Raw genomic sequence first — 14,811 nt, forward strand, 5'->3', positions numbered from 1 at the left:
TCGTCCTCCAGCGGTCGGGGCGGGGCGGCCGTCGCGGGAATTCTCACAGGAAGCGGCCGGGAAGTGGGGTCACCCGGGCCGTGCGCGGCGGACGGGAGTTTCCTTCCGGCGCGGGTTCGGGCACCCTGTCCCGCGGCGGACAGCTGGGGCGACGGGGAGTGCGGGTGGCCGAGGAGCGCTTCGAGATGGTGTGCGACGACGAGCCGGCCACGGCCGTGCTCACCGACGTGGGACCGCGGGCGATGGACTCGTCCGGGTACTGTTGCGGCTCACCGGGCTGAGCGCGTGGGACTGTTCCTCGGCCCCATCGCCGCGGATGCCGACCGGCGGCTGGCCTTCCAGGCGTCGTTCCGCGCCTCCGGTGCGTAGGCCACGGGGCGTTCGCGGCGTCTGGACGGAACCCCGCATGCCGGGGCAGCGGGCGAACAACTCACGCCGGTGGGCGGCGACCGGCCGGTCGAGGGCGGCCTCGTCGCCGCGGGCCGCGGCGGCCGTCGACTCCGGACCGGTGCGGTGCGGCCCGGTCCGGTCCGGTCGTACGCTCCGGCGGTCGGCGGCGTACAACCGGTCGTCCTTCCAGCCGTGGGCTCTCGCGCGCCGGATCGGGGGCATTGCCGCCGGCGCATCGGGTACGCGACGCAGCACGGACATGTCCGTGGCACCCCCGAACGCTTCCTCCGGAAGGAGTCGAGACGATGGGCTGGTGGCGAAGCGCCGCTTGCACGCAAGAGGATCCCGAACTGTTCTTCCCGGTCGGCCAGTCGGGCCCGGGGGCGGGGCAGGAGGCCCGCGCCAAGGCGGTCTGCGAGACGTGCCCGGTGATCGGCGACTGCTTGGAATGGGCACTGAACACCGGGCAGACCGCCGGGATCTGGGGCGGCACCTCCGAGGAGGACCGCCGGGCGATGCACCGCCGCGCCGCCCGCCGGAGCTGAGCGGCCCCCTTCGCCGTCCCGGTCCGGGCGCGGTCACCGGCGCCGCGGGCGCCGGGACGGAGGGCGGTCCCGGTCGGCCGGGCCGGCACGTTCTCGGAGAGGGCGGGTACGAGGGAATGACAGATCACCGGCCGCCGATGACGACGCTGTTCCGCGAGCGGACCGGGCCCCGGGTGGAACAGGCCGGAGCACCGTTGGAGCGACGAGGTCCAGCCGCTGCCGACCGACGAGGACCCGCTCGGCGTGGGCGGTTTCGCGGCAGGGCGCTCACCGCTTGCCGTCGCACCGGCTTGGCGCAGGCGCAGGCGCAGGCACCTCAGGCGTACGCGACGCTCCGGAAGCGGGTCATCGGATCCGCCGGGTCCTCGTGCGACCGCGACGGGCGGTGACTCAGCGGCGCCGGCCGCGCCGCCGGCCGCGCCGCACCGTCCCCGTCAGGCGCACGGCCACGACGAGGGTGACCAGCCACGTCAGCACGAAGGCGCACACGATGGCGAGCAGGGTCGTCACGGTCGCGGCGATCAGCAGCCCGAGGCAGATGATCGCAAGCAGCGCCAGGAACAGGGGGCGCGGCCGCCGCAACAGGTCGACGGGCCCGGGCCCCGGATCCAGCCGCATCGTGCGCAGTTGACGCTCCAGCGCGTCGTCGCCGCGCAACAGGTCCTCGATCTCCGCCAGCGCCCGCCGTTCGCGCTCGGAAAGCCCCGAACCCTCCATCACCGCCCCCTCCGCCACCCGCCCATGCATGACACTTACCCCCGAATGGCCGAAGGGATGAGGGGTACTCGGTCGCGGAGTCGCAGAATGTGCCGGTGTCGTGACGGAGGGATCCCGATCATGTTGATGGCCCATCCCGTGGTTCTGCACATGCTGGTCGAGCAGTACGAGGCGCTGCGTGCCGCGAACGCGGAGAACGGCGGTCCCGAGGCGCGCCGCCGGCTGGAGGAGGCGGCCTCCACCCTGTGCGTGGCCACCGGCACGAGGGACGTGGAGGCCGCGCTGGCCGCAGCCCGGCGCAGGCTGCCGGGGGCACGGACGGCGGACGGCTCCGTCGCCGGTTCCTGAGCCCGGGCCGCGTGACCGTCGGGGAGCCGGGTACGCGCCCCTCAGCGGGAAGGCCCGAAACGGGAGGAACCCATGACGAGGAACGCCACACCCCCCAATGATCCGGTGCCGCCGAGCCCCACCCCCTCACCCGGCCCCACCGGACCCGAACCGGGCCCGGCACCCGGGCCGGTACCGCCGCCGATCAGCCCCGATCCGCTGCCGCCCGCACCGCCGCCGCCAGGGCCCGACCCCGTACCCCCGAACCCGGCGCCGCCGGGCCCGGGGCCCGAACCGGGGCCGCTCCCGGGCCCCGGGCCGAGTCCCCAGCCGGCCACCTGACGGAGCGGGCCGCACCCGGGAGACCGTGACGGGCCCGGGCGCGTAGGCTGCCCGGGCGTGGGAGGCGGAGGAACCGTGGAGTTGCTGCGGGCCGACGGGCTCGACGGCGGGTACGCCCGGACCGTGGCGGGCTGGCCCGTCGCGCCCGCCGAAGTGGTGATGTGGTGCGGGCGGAAGGACTTCCCCGTGCCGGGCGAGGTGGTCGCCGGCTGGCGGGACGCGGCGGACGTCGAGGCGTACGTGCTGCACGACGGGCGGGACCCCGTCGCGTACGGCGAACTCTGGCTCGACGCGGAGGAGTCGGAGGTCGAGCTGGCCCGGGTCATCGTCGCCCCCGCGGCCCGGGGCCGGGGCATCGGGCGGCGCTTCGTCGCCCGACTGACCGTGCGGGCCCGGCAGACCGGGCTGCGCGACGTCTGCATGCGCGTCCACCCCGGCAACGACCGCGCACTGAGGTGCTACCGCGCTGCCGGCTTCGCCCCGGTCCCCGCGGAACTGGCGGCGGAGTGGAACGCGCCGCAACCGGTCGCCGATGTCTGGCTGCGGCACGTGGGCCCACCGGCCGTGCAAGCGTGAGGAAACCGGCCGGGGTTCACCGCGTCGACCGTCACTTGTGCCACCGGGACACCGAGAGCGCTCTCGCAATCGCGATCCCAGTCGTATGACGAGTGCGCGCCCATTTAGGTACGGACCAATCCGGCTCCGCCGCGGAGCCGTCGACAGCGCCTCTCACACCGCCCCGACCTGCGGGGCATCCCCGGCCCGAGCTCAGTACCGTCACGACGTCACCACCCCGCCCCCATAAACAAGTTGAGAACGACGGATTGACACCTCCTCTTCCCGGCCGGACTCTGAGAGCGCTCTCACCCCTCCGCCCCCCACGCAAGGAGGAAGCACGTGCACGCCCCACGAAGGTCACTCGCGGCCCTGTTCGCCGCTCTGCTGACGGCACTCGGCCTGACCGGCCTCGGCACCGCGTCCCCCCGCGCCGAGGCCGCCGTCCCCGCGACCATCCCGCTGACGTTCACCAACAACTCGGGCCGCGGCGAACCCGTCTACATCTACGACCTCGGCACCGAGCTCTCGACCGGCCGGCAGGGCTGGGCCGACGCGAACGGCTCCTTCCATCCCTGGCCGGCCGGGGGCAACCCGCCGGCCCCGGCGCCCGACGCGTCGATCACCGGTCCCGCCGGCGGGCAGTCCGTCACGATCCGGATCCCCAAGTTCTCGGGCCGCGTCTACTTCTCGTACGGCCAGAAGCTGGTCTTCAAACTGACCACCGGGGGCCTCGTCCAACCCGCGGTGCAGAATCCGTCCGACCCCAACCGGAACATCCTCTTCAACTGGTCCGAGTACACGCTCGACGACTCGGGCCTGTGGATCAACAGCACGCAGGTGGACATGTTCTCGGCCCCGTACGCCGTGGGCGTGAAGCGTGCCGACGGCACCACCGCGAGCACCGGGCACCTCAAGCCGGGCGGCTACAACGGGTTCTTCAACGCCGTGCGCGGCCAGCCGGGCGGCTGGGCGAACCTGATCCAGACCCGCCCGGACGGCACCGTCCTGCGCGCGCTCGCACCCGGCCACGGCATCGAGACCGGCGCGCTGCCGCGCACGGTCATGGACGACTACGTCAACCGCGTCTGGCAGAAGTACTCCACCTCGACGCTCACCGTCACCCCCTTCGGGGACCAGCCCGGCACGAAGTACTACGGCCGGGTCTCGGGCAACGTCATGAACTTCGCCAACGCCTCCGGCGCCGTCGTCACCTCGTTCCAGAAGCCCGACGCGGACAGCGTCTTCGGCTGCTACAAGCTGCTGGACGCACCGAACGACATCGTGCGCGGCCCGATATCGCGCACGCTCTGCGCGGGATTCAACCGCTCCACCCTGCTGACGAACCCCAACCAGCCGGACGCGAGCGCGGCCGGCTTCTACCAGGACGCGGTGACCAACCACTACGCCCGCAAGATCCACGCCCAGATGGCCGACGGCAAGGCGTACGCCTTCGCCTTCGACGACGTCGGCAACCACGAGTCGCTGGTCAACGACGGCAGTCCGCAGCAGGCCTACATCACGCTGGACCCGTTCGACTAGCCCCCTCCCCGACCGCCGCCGGGCCACTGGGCGCCGTTGTCAGTGGCCCGGCCTACTGTGGGGACGGCACAGGATCCGCGACGACAGACTGGAAGTTCCCATGACGACCCTTCCCGACCGCCCCAACTCCGCGCTCCTCGTCATCGACGTACAGAACGGGGTCGTGACCGGGGCCCACAACCGCGACGACGTCATCGCGAACATCAACACCCTGATCGGCAAGGCGCGCGCGGAGGACGTTCCCGTGGTCTGGGTGCAGCACTCGGACGAGGAGCTCCAGAAGGGCAGCGAGAGCTGGCAGTACGTGCCGGAGCTGGTGCGCGATGAGTCGGAACCCCTGATCCACAAGCTCTACGGCGACGCCTTCGAGGACACCGAACTGGAGGCGGTGCTCGCGGACCGCGCAGTGGGCCGGCTCGTCGTCACCGGTGCCCAGACCGACGCGTGCATCCGCTCGACCCTGCACGGGGGCATCACGCGCGGGTACGACGTGACGCTCGTCGGTGACGCGCACACCACGGAAGACCTCAGCGCGTACGGCGCGCCCAGCCCGGAAGCGGTGATCTCGCACACCAACCTGTACTGGAAGTGGCAGAGCGCCCCGGGACGCCGCGGGGGCACCGTCGACACGGCCGAGGTCTCCTTCGCGGCGGCCGAGGAGAGCTGAACCGTCCGGGGTCACGGACCGATCCGCCCGGCGGTGGCTGCTGCCGCCGGGCGTGACGGCGTCGGCTCCGTGGTCGAGGACGGCAGACAGCAGACGGCCGGACTGCGCCCCGATAAGGTGATCACCACCGGGTGGGTGGATCAGGGGCGGGTGGCCTCAGTGATCGGCATGTACAGCGCCGCGCAGCAGAGCGGCAACCCTTCGCCAGGGCATCTCCTCGGGATCGCGGTCACCTTCCTGCTGCCCGGTCTCTACCTGCTCCACCGACGTCGGCAACTCGCGCAGGAACCCCCCATGATCGGACGCCCTGCCGAGGCTGTCGCGCGGCTGCGCCTCGCCTATCTGGTCGCCGGATGGTTCTGTACGTGCTTCGGGGCGTTCGCCCTTCTGGTCTCCGCGATGACCGCCCTGACCTCAGGGCGGTGAACCGACCGCCACGGGCCGCCGGATGAGCGGTTTCGCCCCGCGCTCCGGTAGTGGTGGGCGCACAACTCGGCTAACCCGGCCCGCCCGTAGAGCCGCAGCGCCGGGACCCGCCAGAGCGGAGCCGAGCCGGTCCGGACACGCCCCCGGGCTGATCTGGAACCGCGCTTCCGTGCCGCGCGCGGCGTAGCACTCCTCCGCCGCGTCGACGGTATGCGGCGACGACGGCGGCGAGTTCCATGGTGCGGCCCTCGGCGTACCAAGGTGCCGAGCGGGCCGATGAGGTCAAGCATCGCCGTGCCTCAGGCGAGCCGGACGATGAGCAGGATCACCAGGACGACCGCGACGGCGGCCGGGATCGCCCGCTTGAGCACGGCGCCCCTTGCCACGCCCATGAGGTCGATCGGTTCGGGCTCCGCCGCCGGGGGCGAGGAGGCGGCGGCGGTCGCGGGGGCCGGGGCAGGCTCGGGCGCGGCGCTCTCCGTGGCACCCTCCCCACCGCTGCCGTTGTCGGCAGCGGCCGCATCGGCTGCGGCCTCCGAGGCCCCTGCCTCGTCCGCCGCAGGAGGCGCCGACGGTGCGGACGGCACCTGCGGTGCCGCCGCTGCCCCCGGCGCCGCGTGAGCCGTGTCCGCGCCGACCGCGGCCGCCGCGGGGGTCCGCTCCTCGGCCAGTTGCCGCTCCAGCGCGTCCGCGAACCGGCCCAGCAGCTTCCTGCTGATCTCCTCGATCATGCCCTTGCCGAACTGCGCGATCTTGCCGGTGACCGTCAGCCGGGTCTCCACCGTCACCAGGGTCGCCCCGCCCTGGGCGACCAGACGCGCGGTGATCCGCGCGTCGGCGTTGCCCTGGCCCCGGGCGTCCCGCCCGCGCGCCCGCAGCACCGCGGTGCGGCTTTCCGCGTCCTGTTCCTCGAAGGCGGCGGTGCCCTTGTACTGGACGGTGACGGGGCCGACCCTCACCTTCACCGCGCCGTTGTACGTGTCGCCGTCCCGGCCGGTGAGCTGGGCACCCGGCATGCACGGCGCGATCCGTTCGACGTCGGTGAGCAGCGCCCACGCCTGGTCCGGCGGAAGACTCACACGGAACTCGTTGGTGAAGTCCATCGAGGGCAGACCTCTCTTCCGGTCGTGTCGTCATCGGCGGTCCCGGGCGGGTGCCCACACCTTGGGCCTGCCGTCGCCGGTCGTCAACGCGCAGTTCAGCGTTCGCTTAAGAGCCGGCCGGAGGGTCCGCGCGGACCGGTCAGCTCCAGAGCGTGACGTGTACGGGCGGCCGGAAATCGGTCAGCGGCACCCCGTTGGAGCGGGCCAGCAGCGCCTGCGTGGCGGCGGGGGTGGTGACGAAACGGCACAGGGCCGCGGCGACGGCGGAGCGGCGGTCCGAGGCGAGAGTGCTCGCGTAGAACATGCCGTTGATCGGCATGCCGAGGACGTCGAGCACGACGAGACTGGACCGCCGCAGCTCCTCCCGGACGACGTGCAGCAGGGCCATCGTCACCCCGTCCCCGGCGGCGACGGCGTTGAGCGAGGCAGTGACGCTGGGGAAGGCGGTGGCCTTGGCCGGGTCGACGCCGATACGGGCGAGGAAGGCACCGGCGAGGGTGTCGGGGTCCATGCCCGCGGGGCCGAAGAGCCAGGGCTCGCGGCTGAGCCGGCCGGGGACGATGCGAGACTGCTGTCGCATCGGGTGGTCCGGGGCGGCGACGACCACCAGCTGGAAGCGGAGGAAGGGCACCGACTCGATCGCGGGGTGCGGGGCGGGCGCGGGCCCGATCGTGACGTCGGCCCTGCGGTCCCTGAGCAGTTCGCCGAAGACGCCCACCGGTACGGCCAGCGTGTCGGCGTCCAGATCGGGCTGGCGCCGCCCGAACGCCGCGAGCAGGGCCGGGAGCACCTGCTCGGCACCGGTCTCGGTGGAGGCCACCCGCAGCTGGACGGTGCCGGCGGTGGCCTGCCGCACCCGGTGGCGGGTCTCCTCCGCCAGGCCGACGATCTCGGCGGCCCCCGCGGCGAGGCGTTGCCCGCCGGGGGTGAGGCTGATGCCGCCCCCGGCGCGGATGAAGAGGACGTCGCCCAGTTCGCGGCGGAGCGCCGCGACGGCCCCGGAGACCGCGGGCTCGGTGACGCCGAGCGATTCGGCCGCAGCCTTGACCGATCCCAGTCGGGCCACGGCGACGAAAGCCCTCAGCTGCGTCAGCGTCATGAGCACATTACAGCTGTTCGAGCGTCAACTGTCTCACTCCGGATTAACCATTCGCTTCAGTTGGCGTTGACCGCCCCCGCCCGCGGGACGAGTGTTCCCCCCACATGGACCCCGCATCGACCCCACACCGTCCACCGTCCGGGCAGGGAAGGAGGGTGCCGTGCAGGTACCCGCTTCGTTCGAGTACCAGCGGGCGCAGAGCGTGGAGGAGGCCCTGGAACTGCTGGGGCGCTTCGGCGAGGAGGCCAGGGTCCTCGCGGGAGGACACAGCCTGCTCCCGATGATGAAGCTGCGTCTGGCCGGGCCTGAAGTGCTCGTCGACATCAACGACCTCACCGAACTCGACCACATCGACGCGACCGGCGGCGAGCTGCGGGTCGGTGCCCTCACCCGGCACCGCACCCTGCTGGAATCCCCGCTGGTCGGCCGGCACTTCCCGATCATCCACGACGCGGAGCGGGTGATCGCCGACCCGCCCGTCCGCAACCGCGGCACGATCGGCGGCTCCCTGTGCCAGGCGGACCCCTCCGAGGACCTGTCCGCGGTGTGCGCGGCGCTGCACGCGGTGGCCGTGATCCGCGGCGCCGGCGGGGAACGCACCGTCTCGATGGCCGACTTCCACCGCGGCCCGTACGAGACGGCCGTCAGCGCCGGGGAGATGCTCACCGAGGTGCGCTTCCCGGTCCGGCCTCACTCCGGCAGCGCCTACCAGAAGCTGGAACGCAAGGCCGGTGACTGGGCGGTGGCGGCGGCCGGGGTGGCGCTCTCCCTCGACGACGGCCGCATGAGGCACGTCGGGGTGGGTCTGGCGGCGGTCGGCGCCGACGGCCTGCACGCGGAGGCGGTGCAGGAGCTTCTGGAGGGCCGCGAGCCGTCGCCGGAGCTCTTCGAGGAGGCCGGGCGCGTGGCGTCGGCGAGCTGCTCACCGGTCACCGACAGCCGCGGGGCGGCCGGCTACAAGCGGCATCTGGCCGGAGAACTGACCAAGAGGGCCCTGCGGCGTGCCGTCGACCGGGCCGCCGCGCCGGCCGAGGCCGTGAGGGAGGGATGACGGACATGCGGATCACCGTGAACGTCAACGGCGAGGACCACACCCGGGAGGTGGAGGCCCGCCATCTGCTGGTCCGTTTCCTCCGCGACGACCTGGAGCTCACCGGGACGCACTGGGGCTGCGACACGAGCAACTGCGGCACCTGCGTGGTGCTGATGGACGGCGAGCCGGTCAAGAGCTGCACGGTCCTCGCCGCCATGGCCGAGGGCCACGGGATCCGCACCGTCGAGGGACTGGCGGACGGCGACCGGCTCGACCCCGTGCAGCAGGGCTTCATCGAGGAGCACGGGCTGCAGTGCGGCTTCTGCACGCCCGGGATGATGCTCAGCGGCAGGGCGCTGCTCGACCGCAACCCCGACCCTTCCGAGGACGAGATCCGCGAGGCCATCTCGGGGCAGCTGTGCCGGTGCACCGGCTACCTCAACATCGTCAAGGCCATCCGGTGGGCCGCCGCGAACGAGTCCGCCGGCCGTGCGCAAGCGGGGAGCCAGGCATGACCACCGTCGAGGAACCCGCCGTCCCCGCCGCCGAGGAGCGGCCGATCGGCTTCGGCCGGATGAAGCGCAAGGAGGACCCGCGCTTCGTGCGCGGCAAGGGCCGCTACGTGGACGATGTGAAGCTGCCCGGGATGCTGCACGGCGCGGTGCTGCGCAGCCCGTTCGCGCACGCCCGGATCGTGTCCGTCGACACCTCCGCCGCCGAGGCGCACCCGAAGGTGAAGGCCGTGATCACCGGCGAGACGCTGGCCGGGCTCGGGCTGGCGTGGATGCCGACGCTGTCGATGGACACCCAGGCGGTCCTGGCCACCGACAAGGTGCGCTTCCAGGGGCAGGAGGTGGCCTTCGTCGTCGCCGAGGACCACTACGCGGCCCGCGACGCCATCGAGCTCATCGACGTGGACTACGAGCCGCTCGACCCCGTCATCGACGCCCGCCGTGCCCTCGGCCCCGCCGCGCCGGTCATCCGCGACGACCTGGAGGGCCGCACCGACAACCACATCTTCGACTGGGAGGCCGGCGACCGGACGGCTACGGACGAGGTGTTCGCCCGCGCCGACGTCGTCGTCGAGCAGACCATGCTCTACCCGCGCGTCCACCCGGCGCCGCTGGAGACCTGCGGCGCGGTCGCCTCCATGGACCCGGTCGACGGCAAGCTGACGCTCTGGACGACCACCCAGGCGCCGCACGCGCACCGCACGCTGTACGCGATGGTCGCCGGGCTGCCGGAGCACAAGATCCGGGTCATCTCCCCCGACATCGGCGGCGGCTTCGGCAACAAGGTCGGCATCTACCCCGGGTACGTGTGCGCGGTCGTCGGCTCGATCGTCACGGGCAAGCCGGTCAAGTGGGTGGAGGACCGCTCGGAGAACCTGATGAGCACCTCCTTCGCCCGCGACTACCACATGACGGGGCAGATCGCGGCGACCCGCGAGGGCCGCATCCTGGGTGTGCGCGTGAAGGTCCTCGCCGACCACGGTGCCTTCAACTCCACGGCGCAGCCAACGAAGTACCCGGCGGGCTTCTTCCACATCTTCACCGGCTCGTACGACATCGAGGCCGCGCACTGCGAGGTCACCGGCGTCTACACCAACAAGGCACCGGGCGGTGTCGCCTACGCCTGCTCCTTCCGCGTCACCGAGGCCGTGTACCTCATCGAGCGGATGGTGGACTGCCTGGCGTCGGAACTGGGCGCGGATCCGGCGGAGTTGCGGATGCGCAATCTGCTGCGGCCGGAGCAGTTCCCGTACCGGAACAAGACCGGCTGGGAGTACGACTCCGGCGACTACCCGGCGTGCCTGCGCAAGGCCATGGACCTCGCCGGGTACGAGGAACTCCGCCACGAGCAGGCGAAGAGGCGCGAACGCGGCGAGCTCATGGGCATCGGGCTGTCCTTCTTCACCGAGACCGTCGGCGCGGGCCCGCGCAAGCACATGGACATCCTGGGCCTGGGCATGGCCGACGGCTGCGAGCTGCGCGTCCACCCCACCGGCAAGGCCGTAATGCGGCTGAGCGTGCAGACGCAGGGGCAGGGCCACGAGACGACGTTCGCGCAGATCGTGGCCGAGGAACTGGGCATCCCGCCCGAGGACATCGACGTCGTGCACGGCGACACCGACCAGACGCCGTTCGGCCTCGGCACGTACGGCTCCCGATCCACCCCGGTCTCGGGCGCGGCCGCGGCGCTGGTGGCCCGCAAGGTGCGGGACAAGGCGCGGATCATCGCCGGGGCGATGATGGAGGTGTCGCCGGACGACCTGGAGTGGACGAAGGGCCGCTGGTCGGTCAAGGGCGACCCGGCGATGACCCGGACGATCCAGGAGATCGCCCTGGCCGCGCACGGCGCGCTGGAGCTGCCCGAGGGCGTCGAGGGCCACCTGGAGGCGACCACCGTCTACAACCCGCCCAATCTGACCTATCCGTTCGGTGCGTACATCTGCGTGGTCGACGTGGACCCGGGCACGGGCGCGGTGAAGGTGCGGCGCTTCATCGCGGTCGACGACTGCGGGACACGCATCAACCCCATGATCATCGAGGGACAGGTGCACGGCGGCCTGGCGGACGGCGTCGGCATGGCGCTGATGGAGTTCATCGGCTTCGACGAGGACGGCAACTGCCTGTCGGGGTCCTTCATGGACTATCTGCTGCCGACCGCCCTGGAGGTGCCGGCCTGGGAGCTGGGCCACACGGTCACCCCGTCCCCGCACCACCCGATCGGGGCCAAGGGCATCGGCGAGTCCGCGACCGTCGGTTCACCCCCGGCCGTGGTCAACGCGGTACTGGACGCCATCGGCGTACGCCACGCCGACATGCCGCTCACACCGGGCCGGGTCTGGCAGGCGATGCGGCACGGCGAGGTGGAGGCACCGCAATGAGCCCCACCCCGGTGCTGGACGCGCGGATCGCCGAACTCACCGCGCGCCGGGTCCCGTTCGTCCGGGCGACCGTGGTGCGCGCCCGCCGCCCGGCGAGCGCGCGCGCCGGCGACACCGCCGTGGTCCTGGAGGACGGCCGGATCGAGGGTTTCGTCGGCGGCGTCTGCGCGGAGGCCACGGTCCGCGCGCAGGCGCTGCGCACCCTGGCGAGCGGTGAGGCGCTGCTGCTGCGGATCTCGCCCGAGGCCGCGCGGGGCAGTGCCTCCGGGGAGCCGGAGGCCGACGAGGGGGCGCTCAGCCTGCGCAATCCCTGTCTGTCGGGCGGGGAGCTGGAGATCTTCCTGGAGCCCCGGCGCCCCGTCCCGCACGTCCTGGTGCTGGGCGACACGCCCATCGCCCGCGCGCTGGCGGGCTTCGGTCCCGCCCTCGGCTACGAGGTCGAGGGGCCGCCGCCCGGCGCCGGGCTCACCGAGGAGTGCCTCACCGGTGTCCGCGCGGTCGTGGTGGCCTCGCACGGGCGGGACGAGGAGGCGGCGCTGACGGCCGCGGTGCGCGCGGGCGTCCCCTACGTCGGGCTCGTGGCGAGCCCCGGGCGCGGGACGGCGGTGGTCGCCGCCCTGGACCTGACGCGGGAACAGCGGGAGGGCATCCGTACGCCCGCGGGCCTGTGGATCGGCGCCCGTACGCCGGGCGAGATCGCGTTGTCGATCCTCGCCGAAGTGGTCGCCTCGGTACGGGGCGGGACCCGGGAGGAGGACACGGCGCCGGAGCCCGCCACACCCACGGCGGTGGACCCGGTCTGCGGGATGACCGTGGCCGCCGTCCCCGGCACCCCGCACTCTGACGCCGGAGGGGAGCGCCGCTGGTTCTGCTGCGCGGGCTGCCGCACGGCCTTCGAGGCCGGCCCCGGCCGCTGCGCGGAGGCGCCGTGAGCGCGTTCGCGCGGGAGCGGGTCCCGGACACCGCCGCCCTGCGCGGGGCGCTCGACGAACGCGGCTACCTCGCCGACCCCGGGCTGGTCACGGCGCTCTTCCTGGCGCTGCGGCTGCCGCAGCCGCTGCTGCTGGAGGGCGAGGCCGGAGTCGGCAAGACGGAGGCTGCGAAGGCCCTGGCCGACGTGCTGGGCGGCCCGCTGGTCCGGTTGCAGTGCTACGACGGCCTCGACGCGGCGGAGGCGCTGTACGAGTGGAACCACGCGCGCCAGCTGCTCGGCATCCGGCTGGCCGAGTCGCGCGGTGAACGGCTCGCCGAGGCCGATCTGTTCACCGAGGAGTACCTGCTGCGGCGTCCGGTGCTGACCGCGCTCACCCACCCGGGCCCGGAGCCCGCCGTGCTGCTGATCGACGAGATCGACCGGGCCGACGACGACTTCGAGGCCTTCCTGCTGGAGGTGCTGGCGGAGTCCGCCGTCACCGTCCCGGAGATCGGGACGATCCGGGCCGTGGTGCCGCCGGTCGTGGTGCTCACCTCCAACCGGACCCGGGATCTGCACGACGCCCTCAAGCGGCGCTGCCTCTACCACTGGATCGACTACCCCGAGCCCGACCGCCTGGTGCGGATCGTCCGCCGCCGCGTGCCCGGCACGTCCGGGGACCTGGCGGAGGCGGTCTCGGCGGCGGTGGGGCGGCTGCGCACCCTGGAGATCCAGAAGGCGCCGGGCATCGCCGAGAGCATCGACTGGCTGGCGGCGCTGGCCCTGCTCGGCGTACGGCGGCTGGCCGCGGAGGCCGCCGGGGCGACGCTGGGCACGCTGCTGAAGTACCGGGAGGACCAGGAGCTGGTGCGGGAGCGGGGCCTGGACTGGCTCGTGGGCAGCGGACGTGACGTCTGAGCCGCCGGCCGGGCCGCCGCTCCCCCTGTTCGACACGGCCGAGTTCGGCGGCCGGTTCGGCGAGGCGCTGCGGCACGCGGGCCTGCCGGTCGCTCCCGAGCGAACGGTGTGGTTCCTGCGGTCGCTGCGGCTGGTGCCCCCGGTGGACCGCGCGGCGCTGTACTGGGCGGCACGGCTGGCATTCGTCACCGACCGGGGGCTGATCGCGCCCTTCGAGCGGGTCTTCGAGGGCGTGTTCGGCGGACTCGGCGGCCGGGCCGCCGAGCGCGGCGACCGTGCTTCCGCACCACCGCCGCCCGCCGTTCCGGACGCGGCGCGCGCCCCGTCCCCCGGGGCGCGCACGGCACCGGGAGCGAGTCCTGCGGGGGCGGCGGTACGGGTGGCGGCCGCCCCGCGAACCGGGGAGGCGGACGGGACCCCGGGGACGGTGCCGACGCTGGGCAGCACGGCCGAGACGGTCGCCCACAAGGACTTCGCCGCCCTCGAACCGGCCGAACTGGCCTCCCTCGACCGGCTGATGGAGCTGATCGTGCTGCGTACCCCGCTGCGCAGGACCCGGCGCCGCGACGCCGACCCGCACGGCCCCCGGGTGGACCCGCGCCGCACGCTGCGGTCGATCCGCGCGACGGGACTCGAACCCGTGCGCCTGGCCCGGACGCGCCACCGGATGCGCCGCAGGCCGCTGGTGCTGCTGTGCGACGTCTCCGGGTCGATGGAACCGTACGCCCACGCCTACCTCAGGCTCTTCCCGCGGGCCGCCGCGGTGGGTGTGGCGGCCGAGGTCTTCGTCTTCGCCACCAGCCTGACCCGGCTCACCCCGGTGCTCCGCCACTCCGGGCGGTACGGGGTGGACGCCGCGCTGCGCCGGGCGGGGGCCACCGCGTCGGACTGGTCGGGCGGCACCAGGATCGGGCACGCGCTGGCCGAGTTCAACAACCGCTTCGGCCGCAGGGGCATGGCGCGCGGCGCCGTCGTCGTGATCTTCTCCGACGGATGGGAGGGCGAGGACCCGGGTGCCGTGGGACGCGAGGCCGCCCGGCTGCGCCGGCTCGCCCACCGCGTCGTCTGGGTCAATCCGCGGAAGGCGGCGCCCGGTTATCTCCCGCTCGCGGGCGGCATGGCGGCGGCGCTCCCCCATTGCGACGACTTCGTCAGCGGCCACACCTTCGCCGCGCTCGCCGATGTGGCGGAGGCGATCGGCGGGACCGGAAGGGGGCGACGCCACCGGGAATGACGTCCCGTCCGGCACCGGCCCCGATCCGTCCCGCCGCCCACCGCATTCAGCCCCGGTACTCCCCAGCCGCGACCCCGGACACGGTCCGCACCGTGACCGCCGTCATCGCC

Annotated in this window: 15 protein-coding genes; 12 read left to right on the top strand and 3 right to left on the bottom strand. The window is 73.4% G+C overall.

Annotated features, from left to right (window positions below; genetic code table 11):
- The first annotated feature begins 695 nt into the window (after positions 1-695).
- On the top strand, positions 696-935 hold the full coding sequence (locus tag ACWDAS_RS22285; RefSeq protein ID WP_450393544.1) for a WhiB family transcriptional regulator: 240 nt from the start codon (positions 696-698) through the stop codon (positions 933-935).
- A gap of 390 nt (positions 936-1,325) precedes the next feature.
- On the opposite strand, the gene ACWDAS_RS22290 is transcribed toward ACWDAS_RS22285, so the two are convergent.
- Entirely contained in the window at positions 1,326-1,652 is a 327-nt protein-coding gene (locus ACWDAS_RS22290) for a DUF3040 domain-containing protein (RefSeq protein ID WP_450393547.1), read from the bottom strand.
- A gap of 120 nt (positions 1,653-1,772) precedes the next feature.
- Between ACWDAS_RS22290 and ACWDAS_RS22295 the strand changes: the two genes are divergently transcribed.
- From ACWDAS_RS22295 to ACWDAS_RS22315, 5 genes are all read left to right on the top strand, one after another.
- Positions 1,773-2,000 (top strand): DUF5133 domain-containing protein, encoded by a 228-nt coding sequence (locus ACWDAS_RS22295; protein WP_450393550.1) that lies wholly within the window; start codon positions 1,773-1,775, stop codon positions 1,998-2,000.
- 378 nt (positions 2,001-2,378) lie between these two features.
- Positions 2,379-2,897, top strand: coding sequence for a GNAT family N-acetyltransferase (locus ACWDAS_RS22300; RefSeq protein WP_450393553.1), 519 nt, complete (start codon positions 2,379-2,381; stop codon positions 2,895-2,897).
- A 321-nt stretch (positions 2,898-3,218) separates the two neighbouring features.
- Positions 3,219-4,418, top strand: a complete 1,200-nt coding sequence (locus ACWDAS_RS22305) for a glycoside hydrolase family 64 protein (protein WP_450393556.1) — start codon at positions 3,219-3,221, stop codon at positions 4,416-4,418.
- A gap of 100 nt (positions 4,419-4,518) precedes the next feature.
- Complete coding sequence (locus ACWDAS_RS22310) at positions 4,519-5,085, top strand: cysteine hydrolase family protein (RefSeq protein WP_450393559.1); 567 nt, start codon at positions 4,519-4,521, stop codon at positions 5,083-5,085.
- Between the two features lie 33 nt (positions 5,086-5,118).
- Positions 5,119-5,511, top strand: a complete 393-nt coding sequence (locus ACWDAS_RS22315; RefSeq protein ID WP_450393561.1) for a hypothetical protein — start codon at positions 5,119-5,121, stop codon at positions 5,509-5,511.
- Positions 5,512-5,810: 299 nt separating this feature from the next.
- Here ACWDAS_RS22315 and ACWDAS_RS22320 read toward each other — a convergent pair whose 3' ends face one another.
- Entirely contained in the window at positions 5,811-6,614 is an 804-nt protein-coding gene (locus tag ACWDAS_RS22320; protein WP_450393564.1) for an SRPBCC family protein, read from the bottom strand.
- Positions 6,615-6,753: 139 nt separating this feature from the next.
- Entirely contained in the window at positions 6,754-7,713 is a 960-nt protein-coding gene (locus tag ACWDAS_RS22325) for a LysR family transcriptional regulator (protein WP_450393567.1), read from the bottom strand.
- A 160-nt stretch (positions 7,714-7,873) separates the two neighbouring features.
- Between ACWDAS_RS22325 and ACWDAS_RS22330 the strand changes: the two genes are divergently transcribed.
- Genes ACWDAS_RS22330 through ACWDAS_RS22355 form a run of 6 tightly spaced genes read left to right on the top strand, consistent with a single transcriptional unit; the run spans position 7,874 to position 14,701 of the window.
- Entirely contained in the window at positions 7,874-8,764 is an 891-nt protein-coding gene (locus tag ACWDAS_RS22330; RefSeq protein WP_450393569.1) for an FAD binding domain-containing protein, read from the top strand.
- A 5-nt stretch (positions 8,765-8,769) separates the two neighbouring features.
- Positions 8,770-9,261: a (2Fe-2S)-binding protein gene (locus ACWDAS_RS22335; RefSeq protein WP_450393572.1), complete on the top strand. Its 492-nt coding sequence runs from the start codon at positions 8,770-8,772 to the stop codon at positions 9,259-9,261.
- A complete protein-coding gene (locus tag ACWDAS_RS22340) occupies positions 9,258-11,636 on the top strand; it encodes an aerobic carbon-monoxide dehydrogenase large subunit (protein ID WP_450393574.1) in 2,379 nt (792 codons plus the stop codon). The genes ACWDAS_RS22335 and ACWDAS_RS22340 overlap by 4 nt, the downstream gene beginning before the upstream one ends.
- Entirely contained in the window at positions 11,633-12,568 is a 936-nt protein-coding gene (locus ACWDAS_RS22345) for an XdhC family protein (protein WP_450393576.1), read from the top strand. The genes ACWDAS_RS22340 and ACWDAS_RS22345 overlap by 4 nt, the downstream gene beginning before the upstream one ends.
- Entirely contained in the window at positions 12,565-13,467 is a 903-nt protein-coding gene (locus tag ACWDAS_RS22350) for an AAA family ATPase (protein WP_450393581.1), read from the top strand. The genes ACWDAS_RS22345 and ACWDAS_RS22350 overlap by 4 nt, the downstream gene beginning before the upstream one ends.
- Entirely contained in the window at positions 13,457-14,701 is a 1,245-nt protein-coding gene (locus ACWDAS_RS22355) for a vWA domain-containing protein (RefSeq protein ID WP_450393583.1), read from the top strand. The genes ACWDAS_RS22350 and ACWDAS_RS22355 overlap by 11 nt, the downstream gene beginning before the upstream one ends.
- Positions 14,702-14,811: the final 110 nt, after the last annotated feature.

The organism is Streptomyces sp. NPDC001070 (assembly GCF_053598835.1).

Coding starts and splice junctions, on each gene's coding strand:
- ACWDAS_RS22285 (WP_450393544.1), top strand. CDS start 696: ATGGGCTGGTGGCGAAGCGCCGCTTGCACGCAAGAGGATCCCGAACTG.
- ACWDAS_RS22290 (WP_450393547.1), bottom strand. CDS start 1,652: ATGGAGGGTTCGGGGCTTTCCGAGCGCGAACGGCGGGCGCTGGCGGAG.
- ACWDAS_RS22295 (WP_450393550.1), top strand. CDS start 1,773: ATGTTGATGGCCCATCCCGTGGTTCTGCACATGCTGGTCGAGCAGTAC.
- ACWDAS_RS22310 (WP_450393559.1), top strand. CDS start 4,519: ATGACGACCCTTCCCGACCGCCCCAACTCCGCGCTCCTCGTCATCGAC.
- ACWDAS_RS22320 (WP_450393564.1), bottom strand. CDS start 6,614: ATGGACTTCACCAACGAGTTCCGTGTGAGTCTTCCGCCGGACCAGGCG.
- ACWDAS_RS22325 (WP_450393567.1), bottom strand. CDS start 7,713: ATGACGCTGACGCAGCTGAGGGCTTTCGTCGCCGTGGCCCGACTGGGA.
- ACWDAS_RS22335 (WP_450393572.1), top strand. CDS start 8,770: ATGCGGATCACCGTGAACGTCAACGGCGAGGACCACACCCGGGAGGTG.
- ACWDAS_RS22340 (WP_450393574.1), top strand. CDS start 9,258: ATGACCACCGTCGAGGAACCCGCCGTCCCCGCCGCCGAGGAGCGGCCG.
- ACWDAS_RS22345 (WP_450393576.1), top strand. CDS start 11,633: ATGAGCCCCACCCCGGTGCTGGACGCGCGGATCGCCGAACTCACCGCG.